Origin of the sequence: Pseudomonas sp. B21-051, assembly GCF_024748795.1 — a bacterium.
Taxonomy (GTDB): domain Bacteria; phylum Pseudomonadota; class Gammaproteobacteria; order Pseudomonadales; family Pseudomonadaceae; genus Aquipseudomonas; species Aquipseudomonas putida_A.
In genome coordinates this window covers 2,638,390-2,654,916 of sequence record NZ_CP087166.1, presented here as the reverse complement: position 1 = coordinate 2,654,916, position 16,527 = coordinate 2,638,390, and the positions used below count along the sequence as shown (strand labels likewise).

The following is a 16,527-nucleotide window of genomic DNA, read 5'->3' as shown; positions in this document are numbered from 1 at the left end:
AAATCAAAAGATCGCAGCCTCGTTTCACTCGTCAGCTCCTACAAAGGAGGCGACCCGGAACTGTGTAGGAGCTGCCGCAGGCTGCGATCTTTTGATCTTTTTAAAGATCGCAGCCTGCGGCAGCTCCTACAGGGGAACGGGTGTCAGTTCAGGCCGCGTTCGGCGAGGAAGGCGGCGATGTAATCGATGAATGCGACGACCTTGGCCGTGGCCCGTCGATGGCTCGGGTACACCGCGAGAATGTGCGGGCCGAAGCTGTCCGGGTCGATTTCATAGTCAGCCATGACCCGCACCAGACGCCCATCGGCAATGTACGGCGCGGCGCTCCACAGCGGCGTGTGCAGCAAACCGCGTCCGGCCAATGCGCTGGCCAGCAACAGGTCGTAATTGTCGCTGCGCAAGCGCGGCGCCGTCGGTTGCATCAGGCTCAGGCGCTGGCCGTCGCGCTCGGCCCACCAGAACTCGCGGCTGAGCAACGGATGCTGATACAGCAGCCAGTCATGCTGTTCGAGGGTTTGCGGACTCACCGGCGAGCCTTTGCGTGCCAGATAATCCGGACTGCCGCACAACGCCAGACGATTGCTGCCAACCACTCGGGCGATCAGCCCCGGCAGATCGTCATGCCCTTCGCGCAAGGCCAGGTCGTAGCCGCTTTCCAGCAGATTGACGAACGCGTCGCACAGATCCACTTGCAGGCTGATCTGCGGGTATTGCTGCAAAAAGCCGTCGCACACCTGATCGAGAAACGCCCGCCCGTACGCCAGCGGTGCGGTGATTTTCAGGCTGCCGCGCAAGCCGTGCTGCAACTGCTCGATTTCCTCGCTGGCCTCCTCCAGTCGCTGCAACACCAGCCGCGCAGTTTCCAGATAAACGCGGCCGATTTCGGTCAGCAGAATCCGCCGCGTACTGCGTTCGAACAGTCGCGCGCCAAGTTCCGACTCCAAATGATTGACCGCTTTGGTCAGCGCCGATGGGGTCTTGCCCAACTGCTCCGCCGCGCGGCTGAAACTGCCGAGTTGCGCGGTGACCACGAACATTTTCAGTGCACCCAGCTTGTCCATGCTTTTTCCATTCAGGCAAAAACGTTTTTCGTGAGGGAGGCGTTCTGTCGGCCAGCATCAGCCACTAATCTGGCCATCAGACGCAATAACAAGGAAATCTTCAATGAAAAGATTCATCCCGAGTCTGTTGGTTACCGCTGTAAGTTTTGCCTCGATGGAAGCCATGGCCGCCACCGATCTGGTGCTGGTCAACGGCAAGATATTCACCGCCGATCGCACGCAACCGAAGGTACAGGCGCTGGCCGTGGAAAACGGCAAAGTGCTGAAAGTCGGCACTGACGCGCAGATCAAGGCTCTGATCGAGCCCGGCACACAGGTGATCGACCTCGGCGGCAAGACGCTGATGCCAGGCTTGATCGACAGCCATTCCCACGCGATTTTCGGCGGTCTGGAAATGGTCTCGGCCAACATGGAAGACGAAGTCGTCGCCCTCGACGAACTGGAAAAACGCCTGCGCGCCTGGCGTGACGACGGCAAGGCCAGGCATGGCGATGTGCTGAGCATTGCCGGCATGAGCTCGGCGTACTGGGCGCAGGCCGAAGCGCTGGGCAAGACCTTCAACCACGGCGAATGGGCTGACGTGCCGGTGGTGTTCACCGGCAGCGATCACCACACCGCGTGGGCCAACAACGTGATGCTCAAGCGCGCCGGCATCGACGCGGCGTTGCTCAAGACCCTGCCCGCTGCGGAAAAAGACACGATCGGCGCACTGGCCAACGGCGAGCCCAACGGCTTTCTGGTCGATGCCGGCTGGGACCGGGTTGCCGCGAAAATGCCGGTGCCGAGCCCGGCCGATATGCTTACTGCGGCCAAATCCGCGGTGCGCTTCAACAACAGCCTCGGCATCACCGCGTGGATGGACCCCGCCGCCAATGCCGCACCGGGTGAGGCCGTGTTCGCGCTCAAACCCACCGAGAAAACCGTCGGCGTGCTGCCAGCCTACAAAGCGCTGTCGGAAAGCGGCGACATGAGCGTGCACGTCGCAGCGTTGCTTGTCGCCAATCCGAAAAGCCTGCCGGCCGACCTCGACACGCTGGATAAGGTGCGCCTGCAATTTCAGGGCATCCCCAACCTGACCCTGCCCGGAGTCAAGATCTTCGCCGATGGCGTGATCGAGTACCCGGCGCAGAGCGCGGCGATGATCGATCCGTACCGCAACTCACAAAAACAGGGCGAGCTGCTGATCGATCCAGAGCATTTCGGCGAACTGGTCAGCGCCATCGACCAGCGCGGCTGGCTGGTGCACATCCATGCCATTGGCGACCGTGCAGTACGGGAATCGCTGAATGGCATCGAACGCGCGCGCAAGGATCGGCAGAGCGGCATCACCCATTCGATCACCCACCTGCAGATGGTCAACCCGAAAGAGTTTGCCCGCTTCAAACCGCTGAACGTGGTCGCCTCGATGCAACTGTTGTGGGCCAGTGCCGATGACTACACCACCGACATGATCAAGCCCTACGTCAGCGCCCTCGCCTTCCGTTATCAATACCCGGCGCACTCGCTGCTGAAACAGGGCGCGACGATTGCCGGTGCCAGCGACTGGCCGGTGTCGTCACCCAACCCGTTCAACGCCATGGCCCAGGCTATCACCCGCGTCGGGCCTCTGGGGGTGCTGAATGCCGACGAGCGTCTGGATCGCGAAACCATGTTTTACGCCTATACCGCCAACGCGGCGCGGACAATCGGCCTGGATCAGCAGATCGGTTCGCTGACGCCGGGCAAACAGGCCGATTTCATCGTGGTCGACCGCGACGTGTTCAGCGTCGACGAAAAAGCCCTGCATGACACCCAGGTTCTGCAAACCTGGTTTGGCGGACGACAGGTCTACACCGCCACCCAATAACAACTCGTTCCCCCCTGTAGGAGCTGCCGAAGGCTCGGGCCGCGTTCGGACGATCTTTTGATCTAGATTTTAAAAACAAGATCAAAAGATCGCAGCCTTCGGCAGCTCCTACAGGTTTTGCGTCCAGCCCCTAAAACAATCACAACATCGGGACTTCTCCATGAAAGCCTTGTCCTTGCTCGCCCTGAGTTCCTTGAGCCTGCTGCCCCTGAGCAGCGACGCAATTCCCTTGAACGACGATTTCGCCGTGCTGGTGGACCTGACCCTGGCCAGCGACTACCGCACCCGCGGCATCTCGCAAACCCAAAATGACCCGGCCGTGCAGGCCGGTCTGACCCTGGCGCATAGCAGCGGCCTGTACGTGGGTGCCTGGAGTTCCAACGTCGATTTCGGCGATGGCCTGAAAACCCGGCAGGAAGTCGATTACTACGCCGGCTGGCTGTGGCAAGCCACCGAGGATGTCAGCCTCGATCTGGGCTACATCAAGTACGCCTACCCCAAGGAAAGCCAGTTCAACCAGAGCGAGGTCTACGGGATTCTCGGTGTCTACGGGGTGAAACTCGCGGCGTATTACTCCAGCGATGCGCCGGGAATCGACAGCAAGCAGAACTCGCTCTACACCTATGTCGGTTATGAAACCGAGTTGCCGTTCGATTCGGGGCTGAAACTGCGTTACGGCAACATGGATTTCAAGGACCCGCACCTGTACTCGGCGTCCGGGCATGGCGAGGACAGTTACCGTGAATGGGAAGTCAAGCTGACGCACAACCTGGCCGGGGTGGTGTTGGGCCTCAGCTACATCGACACCGACCTGTCGCAGAGCCAGTGCCTGAGCAACTGGGGGTTCAAGGATGTGTGCACCGCAACGGTGGTCGCGAGCGTGAGCAAATCCTTCTGACACCCCACCCCGTGTAAGAGCTGCCGCAGGCTGCGATCTTTTGATTTTATAAAGCAAGATCAAAAGATCGCAGCCTTCGGCAGCTCCTACAGGGGAACGGGAGTTTGTTACGAGATGTTTACGAAATTTTTACTATTGTTCTTCTACAGTTACGCGCGTTTCCGCGCGTGTTCTATTCGAGTAGAGGAATGTCTGTAATGGCTTTGGGCAAAGGACTGCGTTTACCGTCCATCACTTCCACCCGGCTGGTGCTGCTGTTTTCCCTGGCACTGGTGGCGCTGTACAACCTGGCGACCTGGAAGGCGCTGGGTACGCTGATCACCCTGCAAGGCGTGCACAAACTGGCATTTTTCGCCTCGTTCGGTCTGTTCCTGTGGGCGGCGATCACTCTGCTGCTGACCCTGGTGTCGTTTCGCTGGACGTTGAAACCGGCGCTGAGCGTGGTCGCCCTGCTCTCGGCCTGCTCTGCGTATTTCATGAACGAATACGGGATCACCATCGACACGGTGATGATCCAGAACGTCTTCGAAACCAACCCCGGCGAGGCCGCTGCGCTGTTCAACGGCAAGCTGCTGGCTTATGTGTTGCTGCTCGGCGTGCTGCCGGCGGCGTTGATCTGGCGCTGGCCGGTGCGTTATCGGCCGTTCTTTCGTGGCCTGCTCAACAAGGTTCTGGTGATTGCGGCCTGTGTACTGGTCATCGGCGCCTCAGTGGGCGCGTTCTATTCGACCTACGCGCCAATCTTCCGCGAGGAAGACAAGCTCACCCACTTCATCAACCCGACCAATTACATCTACGCCATCAGCAAGTACACCAAGCAGCGCTTGGGCATCAAAAAGCACTTTTTGGTGCAGGCCATCGGTGAAGACGCGGTGATGAGCGCCAAAGCGGCCAGCCGCGAGAAGAAGTCGTTGATGGTGTTTGTGGTCGGCGAAACCGCCCGCGCCGATCATTTCTCGCTGAACGGCTATGCGCGCGAGACCAATCCCGAGCTGAGCAGACTGGACATCCTCAACTTCACCCAGGTGCACTCCTGCGGCACGTCCACGGCGGTATCGGTGCCGTGCATGTTCTCGATGTTCCCGCGTGAGGACTACAGCGACAGGAAAGGCAAAACCTACGAAGGCCTGCTGGATATCCTGCAACGCGTCGGCGTGCAAGTGCTGTGGCTGGACAACAACAGCGACTGCAAAGGCACCTGCCTGCGCGTGCCGCACCGCGACATCGCGAAGAACCAGCCGGGGCCGTTCTGCGACGGCAACAACTGCCTCGACGAAGCGCTGCTGGCCGACCTGCAAAGCTATATCGACAGCCTCAAGGGCCACGCGATCATCGTCCTGCACGCCGACGGCAGCCACGGCCCGGAATACTACGAGCGCTACCCGAAAAGCATGGAGCGCTTCACCCCGATCTGTCACACCAACCAGTTGGGCAGTTGCAGCCGTGATGAACTGGTCAACGTGTACGACAACACCATCCTGTACACGGACCACTTCCTCGCCAAGGTGATCGAGTTGCTCAAACGCAATCAGGACTCACTGGACACCTCGATGGTGTATGTCTCCGATCACGGCGAATCCCTGGGCGAAAACGGCCTGTACCTGCACGCCGCGCCTTATGCATTGGCGCCCGAGGCGCAGACCCATGTGCCGATGGTGATGTGGTTCGGCAACAACACGCTGGCGCAACTGGGGATTGATCGCGATTGCCTGCAAGGCAAGACCGGCCAGCCGGACCTGAGCCATGACAACCTGTTTCATTCGGTGCTGGGGTTGTTCGAGGTGAAGACCGCGCTGTATCAGCCGGGGCTGGATGTGTTTCGCGGGTGCCGGCCAGCCATGACGGCTGCGCAGTAACAGTCCAGCCACCGAACGCCCTTGTGGGAGCGAGCCTGCTCCGGGCGGCGTTCCGACGAAGGCGGTGGGTCAGTTAAAATTGATATCGACTGATCCACCGCATTCGTCGGAACGCCGCCCGGAGCAGGCTCGCTCCCACAGTTGATTGCGGTGAACCTAAGAATCGAGCTGTGCCAGATAGTCCCACGGGTAGATCCCGCGTTGATGGCCGTCGCTGAACACCAGTTGCACGCCATAGCCCTGCGGGTTGATCTCGATCAGGCGGACGCGCTCATCGACCAGCGGAATCATGCCTTTCAGGCGAAACGCGCGGCACTGCGAGCACGGGCACTGGCGGCGCAGTTCGGCGTGATTGAACAGCGATTCGCGGCCGTCCGGCCAGCTCAGGCGCAACGTCTGCTGGCTCTGCGAGTTGCCCACTGACAGCGGGTTCATTGCAACTGACTCAGGGCAATCCGCACCGCTTTGCGCACTTCCGGGTCGCCGTCATCCTGCGCCGCCTGCAACGCCGCCATCGCGCCGCGATCACGCAACTCACCGAGGGCCAGCGCCGCTTCCTTGCGCAGGTTGCTGATGCGATGGCCGAGGGTCTCGATCAGGGCGTCCAGCGCCGGCGCAAAACGCAGGCGACCGAGGCTGCGGGTAGCACGCAAGCGCACTTGCCAATAGTCATCGCCGAGGGCTGCGATCAACGCCGGACCAGCGTCGCTGTGGCCGACTTTGCCCAGCGTCGTGGCCGCCTCTTCGCGCACTTGCCAGGCATCGTCCTGCAGCGCTTGACGCAAGGCTGGCAGCACGTCGGCGCCGGACGCCAGACCGAGGGCGCCGGTGGCGGCGCGGCGCACTTCGGTGTCCGGGTCGGCGCTGGCCAGACGCGCCAGAGCCGGCAGTGCGTCGAGCTGCTTGAGCCAGCCGAGCACACCGACGGCTTCGCGGCGCACATTGGCATCGGCATCGCTCAATGCGGTGATGGCGGCTGGTGCGGCATCGGCGAAACGCAGTTCGCGCAATGCCCGAAACGCGGCGATTCGCACACTGACTTCAGCATGATCGGTCCACGGCAGAATCACCCGGCCTGCCGCTTCACTCTTGAGCAGGCTCAGACTTTGCGCGGCGGCGGCCTGCACTGCCGCAGATGGATCGGTCAGCGCCTGACACAGCGCAGCCACCACCGGTTCGTCTTCCCACGCTTCCAGCAGCCGCGCAGCTTCGGCGCGGACTTCTTCGGCCGGATCTTCGCTCAGTTTCTCAACCAGCCACAGCAGGCCATCCGGCTCCTCCAGATCAGCCAGTTCGATCAGGGCAATGCGCCGCACACCGGCATCGTCAGCGGTCAGACGCGGTTGCAGGGCGAGGATGTCATCGTTATCGGTCACAGCAAAAAATGAGGTCATAGGGCAAATCGCGGCAAAGGGTTTTCGGGAGGCAGGCCGAGCGGGTTGAGGCGCGGCAGCGGTCGGGGGTTGTCGTGGCGCAGCAGGTCGAGGCAATGGCGCTTGAGGCGGGAGAATTCGGCGCTGGTTACCAGCTCAGTGGTGCGCGGGCGCGGGAAGTCCAGACGCAGGTCTTCGATGATTCGCCCGGGGCGTGCGCTCATCACCAACAGCCGATCGGCGAGGAACAGCGCCTCGTCGATATCGTGAGTAACGAACACCACGGTGGTGCGAATCCGCGTCCAGATGTCCAGCAGCAGTTCCTGCATGTTCAGGCGGGTCAAGGCATCCAGCGCGCCGAACGGCTCGTCCATCAGCAGCAGCCGTGGACGGTTGGCCAGCACCCGGGCGATCTCCACCCGTTGCTGCATGCCGCCGGAAAGCTGATCGGGCCAGCGCTCGGCGAAGCCGTCGAGGCCCACCAATTTGAGCATTTCATCGGCCTCACGCTGGCGCTCGGTTTTACCGATGCCGCGCATCTTCAGGCCGAAGGCCACGTTGTCGCGCACCGTGCGCCACGGAAACAGCGTGTGATGCTGAAAGACCATGCCGCGTTGCGGCGACGGCCCGGACACCTCGCCGCCGTCGACTTTGAGGCTGCCGGTGTGGGCGCTCAAGTGTCCGGCAAGTGCACCGAGCAAGGTCGATTTACCGCAACCGGACGGGCCGAGAATGCACACGAACTGGCCCGGTTCGATCTGGCAATCCAGCCCCTGCACGGCTTCGAAGGCTTGCTGCCCCTCACCGAGAACGATCGACAATTGGCGAATATCGATTCGCCCTTCCGGGGTTTGCATTGCGCTCATCAGGCTTTTCCTCGTGGTCGGTGCCAGGGCGTGAACAGCCCGCCCAGACGCTTGATCAGCAGACTGCTGCCCATGCCCAGCACACCGATCAGCAGCATGCCGACGACGATGTCAGCGTAGTTCTGGATGGTGTAGGACTCCCAGGTGTAGTAACCGATGCCGAACTGGCCGGAGATCATCTCGGCGGTCACCAGACAGAACCACGAGGTGCCCATACCGATGGCGAGGCCGGTGATGATGCTCGGCGCGGCGCCGGGCAAAATCACTTCAAGCAAAATCGCCCGGCGCCCTGCCCCGAGGCTTTTCGCCGAGGCGATCAGCCGTGGATCAACGCCTTCGACGCCGTGCACGGTGTTGAGCAGGATCGGGAACAGCGCGCCGGTGAAGGTGATGAACACCATCGACAGCTCCGACGACGGGAACATCAGGATCGCCAGCGGAATCCACGCCACTGCCGGAATCGGGCGCAGCACTTCCAGTGGTGGCAACAGCAGGTCTTCGGCCCATTTCGAGCGGCCGATGGCCAGGCCCAGAGCGATGCCGATCACCAGTGCCGCGAGGTAACCGGCGAAGACCCGGCTGAGACTGGCGGTCAGGTGTTGCAGCAGCTTGCCGGAATCGCCCAGACCCAACGCCGCTTCGATCACCGCCAACGGGGTGGGCACGTTGGCGAAGGTGACCAGGCCGAGGTTCCAGTGGTGGCTGGCGGCAAGTTGCCAGAACAGCAGGCAGAGCAGCAAAGACGCGGCTCTTGGAACCCAGCGCTTAATGGATCTGAACATAAATATTCCTTTCACCACGCCCCGTGTAGGAGCTGCCGAAGGCTGCGATCTTTTGATCTGGATTTTGATTTTAAAAAGCAAGATCAAAAGATCGCAGCCTTCGGCAGCTCCTACAGGGAGCGCGGTGTTCTTCGGGTTAGCGGGTGGCTACAGCCTGAGTGGTGGCATCGGTAAAGTCGAAGACCTTGCCACCCTGCGCCGCCGCGAACTGCTGCGCCTGGCCCTTGAGCAGGAACGCACTCAACCGCCCCTTGGCGTCACTGGCGAACCACGCCTGATCGGCAAGCAGCTTGATCCCGCTGTCACTGGCCTGCGCATACACCGCGCGGATGTTTTTGCCTTCCTGTTTCAGCGCGGCCAACGCCGTGAACGCCGATTCGGCGGAGGCGTACTGGCGCACCTTGTCTTCACCGCGCACCCAGATTTCGGCGACGTGGCTGAAGTCGGTGATGGCTTTGCCGGTCGCCGCAGCCAACGCTTTCAACGGCGTTTGCGCGTAGTTGGCGAGTTGTGCGGTGTAGTCCAGATTCGCGGCCTTGAACGCGGCGCGGATGTACTGATCGTCGATGAAGGTGTTCAGGTCGAGGCCGCGATCGGCCTTCTTCAGCAGCTTCAGGGTGTCGATCGCGGTGCCCACCGCCTGACGGTATTCCGGCTTCCAGCTCAGGTCGCGGGTCTGCACGCCAAGCGGGCCGTGGAACAGGTAGTTGACCTCGGCATCGACGCCGGTGACCTTGGCGATCAGCTCGCTGTACTTCTCAGGTTCGGCGGCCAGCAACTGATTGGCCTCGATGCTCGCCCGCAGGTAAGCGACGACGATTTCCGGGTACTGTTTCGCGTAAGCCTGATCGACCAGTGCTCCGTGGAAAGTCGGCGCATTGGCCTGGGCGCCGTCGTAAATCTTGCGGGCGAAACCACGGCTCGGGAACAGCTCGGCGAACGGCACGAAATCGGCGTGAGCGTCGATCTTGCCGGCCTGCAACGCGGAGCCGGCGACTTCCGGTGGCTGGGCGATGATGTTCACATCCTTGAGCGGATCCCAGCCCTGCTCCGCCACCGCGCGCAACAGCATGCCATGGGCGGTCGAGGCGAATGGCACCGAGATGGTCTTGCCTTTGAGTTCGCTCAGCGCCTGCACCCCGGACGCACTCGGCACCACGATGCCGTTGCCGCTGCCCTTGATGCTGCCCGACAACACGCTGATGAACAGGCTGTGCTTGCCGGCAGTTTCGAACGCGACACCGTTGAACGCGCCGGGGAAATCGGCCATGGCGCCAAAGTCGAGTTTGCCGGCGACCATCTCGTTGGTCAGCGGCGCACCGCTGGTGAAGTTCTTCCACTGCACGTCGTATTTTGCGTCTTTGTAGGCGCCGTCGTGCGGCAGGTACTTGTCGAGCAGGCCGAGTTCACGAATCAACAGCCCGCCGGCGGCGCAGTTGATGGTGGTGTCCTGGGTGCCGATGGCGATGCGGATGGTTTCGGCCGAGGCCGACAGGGTAAATGTTGCCAGTACCAGACCGGCGATTGCTGCACGCAACATGAGTGTTTCCCCTCGAATCATTTATTGGATGTTCGTCTCCGCCGCGATCAGGGCGCGGTGGGAAACGAGGGGTGTCGGGTGAATCCAGCGTCCGGGTGTTCCGGGTAGCTAATGGCATGCCACAAATCCTTTGTAGGAGCTGCCGAAGGCTGCGATCTTTTGATCTTGTTTTTAAAATCAAAATCCAGATCAAAAGATCGCAGCCTTCGGCAGCTCCTACAGGGATCGGGGTTCAGCGCAGGAGATAGGGGATGTCGACTTTGACGGCGCCAGTCGGGCAATCCTTTTCGCAGGGCATGCAGTACCAGCATTCATCGAACGCCATGTAGGCCTTTTGTGTGGACGGGTTGATCGCCAGCAGGTCCATCGGGCAGACGTCAACGCACACGGTGCAACCCTTTTCGGCGATGCATTTGTCCTCGTCCACGGTGACCGGGGCGTTGGAGCGGAAGAAAATTTCCTGGGCTTGATAGGCCATGGTTCGGACTCTCTCTGGTGATGCATCAAGCGGCGAACGCGCCCACGCGCAAGCGGTCGTAAGCCTGCATTTCTTCGGCATCGAGCGGGATGATGTACGGCTCGACGGGTTTCTTGAAACTGGTCATGCGGCCGTCTTCACCCTTCTTCAGATGGCAATGGCAGAACCACTCGCTGTCGTTGCGCTGCGGGTGATCGACGCGGTAGTGGTACAGGCCCCAGCGGCTCTCGGCGCGAAACAGCGAGGCGCGCGCGGCCATTTCGGCGCAGTCGCGGATCACGCTGGTTTCCATCGCGCGCATCAGTTCGTGGGCGTTGTTGGCCTTCATCTGATCGAGGTCGCGTTCGATGTCACTGAAACGCTGCAAACCGATCTGCATTTTTTTGGTCACTTTCGGCGGTTGCAGGTAGTCGTTGACGAAGCGCCGCAGCTTGTACTCGACCTGCGCCGGCGGCAGACCGTGTTCACGATCCAGCGGCGCATAGACCCGCGCTTGCTCTTTCTCGATCTGCGCGGCATCCAGCGTCGAGAACTCGCGCCCGGCGACAAAATCCGCGGCGTTGTGCCCGGCGAACCAGCCGTAGGTGAACGCGCCGAGCATGTAGTTGTGCGGCACGGCGGCCATGTCACCCGCCGAGTACAAGCCTTTCACAGAGGTCTCGGCCCGCTCGTTGACCCACACCCCGGAGGCCGAATGGCCGCTGCAAAAGCCGATCTCGGAGATGTGCATCTCGACCATCTGCGTGCGGTAATCGGTGCCGCGATTGGCGTGGAACTGACCACGACTCGGGCGCTCGTTGCTGTGCAGGATTTCCTCGATGTTCTGGATGGTTTCCTCGGCCAGGTGATCGAGCTTGAGGAACACCGGGCCGTTACCGCTTTCCAGTTCCTGGTGGAACTCCCACATCATCTGCCCGCTCCAGTAGTCGCACTCGATGAAGCGTTCGCCCTTGTTGTTGGCGGTGTAGCCGCCCAAGGGACCTGTGACGTAGGCGCAGGCCGGGCCGTTGTAATCCTTGATCAACGGATTGATCTGGAAGCATTCGAGGTTGGCCAGCTCGGCCCCGGCGTGATACGCCATCGCGTAGCCGTCGCCGGCGTTGGTCGGGTTCTCGTAGGTGCCCATCAGGTAACCCGAGGATGGCAGACCGAGGCGACCGGCCGCGCCGCACGCAAGAATGACCGCTTTGGCCTTGATCACATGGAAATCGGCGGTGCGGCAATCGAAGCCCATCACGCCGTTGACCGCGCCCTCCTCGTCGGTGAGCAAACGGGTGCAAACCAGACGGTTGGTGATGCTCACCCGCGCGCGTTTCAACTGGCGGTAAAGGACCTTTTTGATGTCGTGCCCTTCCGGCATCGGCAGCACGTAGGCGCCCATGTGGTGGACTTTTTTCACCGCGTAATCGCCGGTCTCGTCCTTTTCGAACTTCACCCCCCAGCGATCCAGTTGCTCGATGGTTTCGAAGCTGTGAGTGGCGTAGGCGTACACCGCGGCCTGATTGACGATGCCGTCGTTGGCGATGGTGATTTCCTTGGTGTACTGCTCCGGCGTCGAGTGCCCGGGGATGATCGCGTTGTTCAGGCCGTCCATGCCCATGCTGATCGCACCGCTGCGCTTGACATTGGCCTTGTCCACCAAAAGCACGCGCAAGTCGCGGTTCTTCTCTTTGGCCTTGATCGCCGCCATCGGGCCGGCGGTGCCGCCGCCGATCACGACGATGTCGTATTCCTGTTCCAACGTGTTGCGCGTCATGCCTGCTCCCCTTTTTGCCGGTCGATCCGCAGGCGGTACTGGAACGCATCGCCACGGTAGTAAAGGTGTTCGAAGTCCAGCGGCTGGCCGTTGGCATCGTGGGTCAGACGTTCGATGCGCATGATCGGCGAGCCGGCCTCAACGTTCAGCGCCTGGGTCAAATCGCTGTCGGCCAGCACCGCGTCGATGGCCAGGTCAGCGTGGCCGAGGGCGATGCCGCAGTCGTTTTCCAGAATCAGGAAGATGTCGCGAGTCACCAGATCGGCCTTCTCCAGCCGTTCACCGATGGCTTTGGGCAGGTAGGTGATTTCCAGCGAGATCGGCTCGCGGTTGATCAGTCGCACGCGTTTGATCTGCGCCACGGTCTCGCCTTCGGCGACTTGCAGGCGCTCGGCGACACGTTTGTCAGCGGGGATGAATTTGAAGCTGCGCAGGCGGTTGATCACCTCGTAGCCGCGCCCGGTCATGGACTCGGCGAGGCCTTGCAGGCTGCTGACGTTCTGAAAGGTTTTCGGCTTGGCGACGAAAGTGCCCTTGCCGTGGATCTTGAAGATCAGCCCTTCCTTCTGCAGATCGCCCAGCGCCTGGCGCACGGTGATGCGGCTGACTTTGAACAGCGTGCCGAGCTCGCTTTCGGACGGCATCTGGCTGTCTTGCGGGTATTCGCCGTCGAGAATGCGCGCACGCAGGACATCGCGCAGTTGGGTGTGCAACGGGACGCTACTGAGGGACAGGACGTTATCGGTCATCAGGGATCACTTGTCATAACGAGTTATGACGTGATCTTAGAGACGTTATGACAAGCTTGAGAAATATTGTTTGGGCATAACCTTAGATGCGCCGTTGAAAAGCAAAAGATCGCAGCCTTCGGCAGCTCCTACAGTTTGAAAATGCGATCCCCCTGTAGGAGCTGCCGAAGGCTGCGATCCTTTGACTTTAGCGTTTAAGGATCTGATCCATGACCCAATCGGTCTTGAGGGCTTGTTCGGCGACGGCCGGATGCTGCGAATCACCACGGATATGCGCATTCATGCCCAGCACGTGATGCCACTGAATGTGCTCATGATGGGGGATCTCCAGGCTGATCTGCTCATCGGCGAACAGCTGCACCGGATGTTCGTCAAACACGGAGAACGCGATCCGCCCCTGGCTGCCGATGATCTCCACCCGGTCCTCGCGCCGATCCGCGACAAAGCTCCAGCAACCCGTGCCCAGCGCCCCGGAGGCGAAGCGCCAACTGGCGCTGACCGCGTCTTCCGCCGCATACAAACCGGCCTGGCGCGCGGTGAAACCGGCGACTTCGACGATGTCGCCGAGCAGGTACTGGAACAGGTCGAAACCATGGCTGGCCAGATCGGCAAAGTAGCCGCCACCGGCCACGCTCGGGTCGGTTCGCCAGTTGGCGCTGCCGTCCAGATCCGCCGCCGACGGGGCCTTGGTCAGCGTCCAGCTCAGGTGCCGCACCTCACCGATGCGGCCCTGCGCCAGCCATTGCCGAACCTGGGCAAAGCGCGGCAACGAACGGCGGTAGTAGGAAACGAACAGGTGCAGACCGGCATCAGCAAACGCCTGCTGCATCTCGCGGCTTTGCCCGGCATTGAGCGCCATCGGTTTCTCGACGCAGCAATGCTTGCCGGCGGCGGCGACTTTCAGGCTGTAGGCGTGGTGGCTGTCGGGTGGCGTGGCAATGTACACCGCGTCCACCTCGGGATCGTTGATCAGCGCATCGACATCGGTGTAGACCCGGGCGATGCCGTGGCGCGCGGCGTAATCGCTCACCGCTTCGAGACGGCGGCCCATCACCGCCACCAGCGCCGAGCCGGGCGCCTTGTAGAAGGCCGGCCCGCTCTTGCGTTCAGTGACGCTGCCGCAACCGATCATGCCCCAACGCACCACATCCATGGTCAACTCCCTGTGTTTGAAACACTCAGCCGATGCGCAACGCGCGCAGATCGAGGTGGCCGTCCTTGATGGGCGGGCACCAGTAGTAGCCGCCGGTGATCGGCCGGCTGATGCGATACAGACCGTCAGTGATGCCGTCTTCCAGACCGCTCATACGCCGCAGTTGGGCTTCGAAGGCGTCCAGCGAAACACCGAACGCGAGGAACATCAGGCCGGCGCGATCACCGTCGATCCACGGCATCGAACGCCGTACGACGAAGGCTTCGGGGGCGAAGCTTTCCTGGGCGGTGCGTTTGACGTGGGCGGAGACTGGCGCGTCGTCGATCTCTTCGTTATCGCTCAAGCGACGGCCCATGATGTTGTCCTTGTCTTCGGCGGACAGCTTATGGAAACCCTTGAGGTCGTGCTGCCACTGCTGGATCGCGGCGAAGCTGCCACCGACCAGACCATCAGCGCCCTCGCCCAGCAATGCGGCAGCGATCGCGGCGTCATCGTGCGGGTTTTCGGTGCCGTCTTCGTAGCCCGTCAGGTCATGGCCGTCCTTGTGGCGGAAGGCTTCCTGCATGTCTACCAGGCGCAGCGCCGGGGCCAGCGCGGCTTCGAAAGCGTGGCAGCGATTGAGCAATTCGCCACGATCCGCACCGTGCAGCCAGACCCACAGCGCGTGCTGGGTCGACGGGTTTTCCACGCCGACGCCGCTCATGGCCGGGAAGCTGCGCAGGCCGTCGATCTGCACGTTCAGCGCTTTGGTCAGGGGTTCACCGAAACCGATCACAGCCGACTTGCCGTCCACCAGATTCATCAGGTTGTCGATCGCCTGCGGCAGTGCTTCAACCGACGCAAGGGCAAAAAACAGGTGACGTGCTTGCGCAGGAACAGGGGTGGCGAGAATGCCCGGCTGGTAGTAACTCATGTGAACTCCTTGGGAAAGAGCGCGGGAGTTTACCTGTAGCCGGAGATTTTTTGGGGGCTCTGAAAGTCAAAAGATCGCAGCCTTCGGCAGCTCCTACAGGGATCGGTGCAGGAGCTGCCGAAGGCTGCGATCTTTTGATCTTCTAAATGGTAGCGGTGCTCTCGGTACGCCACGCACTCGGGCTCATCCCGGTCCAGCGCTTGAACGCCCGGCGAAAACTGCGCACATCGCTGTAGCCGACTTCTTCGGTAATCCGCTCGATGGGCATCTCCGGATTGGCCAGCAGGCTCATGGTCCGCGCCTGACGCACCTGCTCCAGCAACGCTTCGAAGGTCAGCGCGTGCTCGGTCAAACGGCGGCGCAAGGTGCGGCTGCTCATGTTCAGGTCGCCGGCGATTTTTTCGATATGGCTGCCCCGGCTCAGGTCCCGGGCAATCGCCCGCTCTACGGCCTGAATCAGATCGAGTTTCTGGTGCACCTGCGCCGCTTCCAGCTCCAGCAAGGCAACCGCCTGACGCAACGCCAGCGAATGATGATTGGGCAGGTTGACGTCCAGCCACCGGGCATCGATCAGCATGCGATTGTGCAGGCAGCCGAAGCGTACGTCCGGCCCGAGCAGGCGGTGGTATTCGCTCAGATAATCCGGTGCAGCATGCACAAACTCCACGGCGATCGCCTTGAAATCATGGCCCGCCAAGGCCCGGCCATACACCAGCAGGCTGGCGAAAAACTCTTCGACCGCGAACACCTGCACATCGGCAAACGGCAAGCGGCACTCGGCGTCGAGGTGCACCCGATCCCCGACCACGTCGACGCTGGACACCACGACTCCGCCGGAGGTGTGCTGATGGCGGATGCCGAGGGCAAAGGCATCACGCAAGGTCTTGCACAGCGACAGCACATGCCCGAGCAGCCCCAGCGTACCCAACACATTCTGCGCGCCGACCCACAACCCCAGGCCCTGATTGGGCAACACTTTGAGCGCCCGTTGAATCATCGCCACGGCCTGGCGGTAGGAAATCCGCTGCGCCGGATCCTGCAGATCTTCGAGGCTGAAGCCCAGGCCACGGCACAGGCTTTCGGGGTCGATGCCTTTGTTGTGCACGACTTCGGCGAGGGTTTGCAGGAGGAACGGCGAGACCAGCGCCAATTCAAAAGTGGGGTCTTGGACTTTTACGTTCATGGGGGCTGACATTCCGGATCACGCTTGATTGTTATTTTTGTAACCGGTTATGTCGAAAGAAGTTAGCACAGGG

At 61.5% G+C, this 16,527-nt stretch carries 15 protein-coding genes; 3 read left to right on the top strand and 12 right to left on the bottom strand.

Annotation, left to right across the window (positions count from 1 at the left end; all coding sequences use genetic code 11):
• Window positions 1–143 precede the first annotated feature (143 nt).
• A complete protein-coding gene (locus tag LOY52_RS11895; protein ID WP_258679603.1) occupies window positions 144–1,061 on the bottom strand; it encodes a LysR family transcriptional regulator in 918 nt (305 codons plus the stop codon).
• A 103-nt stretch (window positions 1,062–1,164) separates the two neighbouring features.
• On the opposite strand from LOY52_RS11895, the gene LOY52_RS11890 reads away from it, so the two are divergent.
• The 3 genes from LOY52_RS11890 to LOY52_RS11880 all read left to right on the top strand — a co-directional run bounded on the left by LOY52_RS11890 (window position 1,165) and on the right by LOY52_RS11880 (window position 5,661).
• Window positions 1,165–2,907, top strand: coding sequence for an amidohydrolase (locus LOY52_RS11890; RefSeq protein WP_258679602.1), 1,743 nt, complete (start codon window positions 1,165–1,167; stop codon window positions 2,905–2,907).
• Between the two features lie 160 nt (window positions 2,908–3,067).
• Window positions 3,068–3,805 carry a TorF family putative porin gene (locus LOY52_RS11885; RefSeq protein ID WP_258679601.1) on the top strand — a complete coding sequence of 246 codons (738 nt, stop codon included), beginning with the start codon at window positions 3,068–3,070 and terminating at the stop codon, window positions 3,803–3,805.
• A 197-nt stretch (window positions 3,806–4,002) separates the two neighbouring features.
• Window positions 4,003–5,661: a phosphoethanolamine transferase gene (locus tag LOY52_RS11880; RefSeq protein WP_258679600.1), complete on the top strand. Its 1,659-nt coding sequence runs from the start codon at window positions 4,003–4,005 to the stop codon at window positions 5,659–5,661.
• Between the two features lie 156 nt (window positions 5,662–5,817).
• On the opposite strand, the gene LOY52_RS11875 is transcribed toward LOY52_RS11880, so the two are convergent.
• The 11 genes from LOY52_RS11875 to LOY52_RS11825 all read right to left on the bottom strand — a co-directional run bounded on the left by LOY52_RS11875 (window position 5,818) and on the right by LOY52_RS11825 (window position 16,454).
• Window positions 5,818–6,096, bottom strand: coding sequence for a DUF971 domain-containing protein (locus LOY52_RS11875; RefSeq protein ID WP_258679599.1), 279 nt, complete (start codon window positions 6,094–6,096; stop codon window positions 5,818–5,820).
• Window positions 6,093–7,055, bottom strand: a complete 963-nt coding sequence (locus tag LOY52_RS11870; RefSeq protein WP_258679598.1) for a HEAT repeat domain-containing protein — start codon at window positions 7,053–7,055, stop codon at window positions 6,093–6,095. Before LOY52_RS11870 ends, LOY52_RS11875 begins: the two co-directional genes overlap by 4 nt.
• Window positions 7,052–7,900, bottom strand: coding sequence for an ABC transporter ATP-binding protein (locus LOY52_RS11865; RefSeq protein WP_258679597.1), 849 nt, complete (start codon window positions 7,898–7,900; stop codon window positions 7,052–7,054). The genes LOY52_RS11870 and LOY52_RS11865 overlap by 4 nt, the downstream gene beginning before the upstream one ends.
• Window positions 7,900–8,682: an ABC transporter permease gene (locus LOY52_RS11860; RefSeq protein WP_258679596.1), complete on the bottom strand. Its 783-nt coding sequence runs from the start codon at window positions 8,680–8,682 to the stop codon at window positions 7,900–7,902. The genes LOY52_RS11865 and LOY52_RS11860 overlap by 1 nt, the downstream gene beginning before the upstream one ends.
• 136 nt (window positions 8,683–8,818) lie before the next feature.
• Entirely contained in the window at window positions 8,819–10,243 is a 1,425-nt protein-coding gene (locus LOY52_RS11855) for an ABC transporter substrate-binding protein (RefSeq protein WP_258679595.1), read from the bottom strand.
• 211 nt (window positions 10,244–10,454) lie between these two features.
• Complete coding sequence (locus tag LOY52_RS11850; protein ID WP_258679594.1) at window positions 10,455–10,700, bottom strand: ferredoxin family protein; 246 nt, start codon at window positions 10,698–10,700, stop codon at window positions 10,455–10,457.
• 25 nt (window positions 10,701–10,725) lie between these two features.
• Window positions 10,726–12,456: a fumarate reductase/succinate dehydrogenase flavoprotein subunit gene (locus LOY52_RS11845; protein ID WP_258679593.1), complete on the bottom strand. Its 1,731-nt coding sequence runs from the start codon at window positions 12,454–12,456 to the stop codon at window positions 10,726–10,728.
• Window positions 12,453–13,205, bottom strand: coding sequence for a GntR family transcriptional regulator (locus LOY52_RS11840; protein ID WP_258679592.1), 753 nt, complete (start codon window positions 13,203–13,205; stop codon window positions 12,453–12,455). The genes LOY52_RS11845 and LOY52_RS11840 overlap by 4 nt, the downstream gene beginning before the upstream one ends.
• Before the next feature lie 187 nt (window positions 13,206–13,392).
• Window positions 13,393–14,358 (bottom strand): Gfo/Idh/MocA family protein, encoded by a 966-nt coding sequence (locus LOY52_RS11835; RefSeq protein ID WP_258679591.1) that lies wholly within the window; start codon window positions 14,356–14,358, stop codon window positions 13,393–13,395.
• A gap of 25 nt (window positions 14,359–14,383) precedes the next feature.
• Window positions 14,384–15,271: a Dyp-type peroxidase gene (locus LOY52_RS11830; RefSeq protein WP_258679590.1), complete on the bottom strand. Its 888-nt coding sequence runs from the start codon at window positions 15,269–15,271 to the stop codon at window positions 14,384–14,386.
• Window positions 15,272–15,413: 142 nt separating this feature from the next.
• Window positions 15,414–16,454 carry an AraC family transcriptional regulator gene (locus tag LOY52_RS11825; RefSeq protein WP_258679589.1) on the bottom strand — a complete coding sequence of 347 codons (1,041 nt, stop codon included), beginning with the start codon at window positions 16,452–16,454 and terminating at the stop codon, window positions 15,414–15,416.
• Window positions 16,455–16,527 lie beyond the last annotated feature (73 nt).

What these genes read in the sequence shown, in the direction of transcription:
- LOY52_RS11840 (WP_258679592.1), bottom strand. Translation starts at nt 13,205, where the DNA reads ATGACCGATAACGTCCTGTCCCTCAGTAGCGTCCCGTTGCACACCCAA.
- LOY52_RS11860 (WP_258679596.1), bottom strand. Translation starts at nt 8,682, where the DNA reads ATGTTCAGATCCATTAAGCGCTGGGTTCCAAGAGCCGCGTCTTTGCTG.
- LOY52_RS11855 (WP_258679595.1), bottom strand. Translation starts at nt 10,243, where the DNA reads ATGATTCGAGGGGAAACACTCATGTTGCGTGCAGCAATCGCCGGTCTG.
- LOY52_RS11895 (WP_258679603.1), bottom strand. Translation starts at nt 1,061, where the DNA reads ATGGACAAGCTGGGTGCACTGAAAATGTTCGTGGTCACCGCGCAACTC.
- LOY52_RS11890 (WP_258679602.1), top strand. Translation starts at nt 1,165, where the DNA reads ATGAAAAGATTCATCCCGAGTCTGTTGGTTACCGCTGTAAGTTTTGCC.
- LOY52_RS11835 (WP_258679591.1), bottom strand. Translation starts at nt 14,358, where the DNA reads ATGGATGTGGTGCGTTGGGGCATGATCGGTTGCGGCAGCGTCACTGAA.
- LOY52_RS11885 (WP_258679601.1), top strand. Translation starts at nt 3,068, where the DNA reads ATGAAAGCCTTGTCCTTGCTCGCCCTGAGTTCCTTGAGCCTGCTGCCC.
- LOY52_RS11850 (WP_258679594.1), bottom strand. Translation starts at nt 10,700, where the DNA reads ATGGCCTATCAAGCCCAGGAAATTTTCTTCCGCTCCAACGCCCCGGTC.
- LOY52_RS11865 (WP_258679597.1), bottom strand. Translation starts at nt 7,900, where the DNA reads ATGAGCGCAATGCAAACCCCGGAAGGGCGAATCGATATTCGCCAATTG.
- LOY52_RS11825 (WP_258679589.1), bottom strand. Translation starts at nt 16,454, where the DNA reads ATGAACGTAAAAGTCCAAGACCCCACTTTTGAATTGGCGCTGGTCTCG.
- LOY52_RS11880 (WP_258679600.1), top strand. Translation starts at nt 4,003, where the DNA reads ATGGCTTTGGGCAAAGGACTGCGTTTACCGTCCATCACTTCCACCCGG.
- LOY52_RS11870 (WP_258679598.1), bottom strand. Translation starts at nt 7,055, where the DNA reads ATGACCTCATTTTTTGCTGTGACCGATAACGATGACATCCTCGCCCTG.
- LOY52_RS11875 (WP_258679599.1), bottom strand. Translation starts at nt 6,096, where the DNA reads ATGAACCCGCTGTCAGTGGGCAACTCGCAGAGCCAGCAGACGTTGCGC.
- LOY52_RS11845 (WP_258679593.1), bottom strand. Translation starts at nt 12,456, where the DNA reads ATGACGCGCAACACGTTGGAACAGGAATACGACATCGTCGTGATCGGC.
- LOY52_RS11830 (WP_258679590.1), bottom strand. Translation starts at nt 15,271, where the DNA reads ATGAGTTACTACCAGCCGGGCATTCTCGCCACCCCTGTTCCTGCGCAA.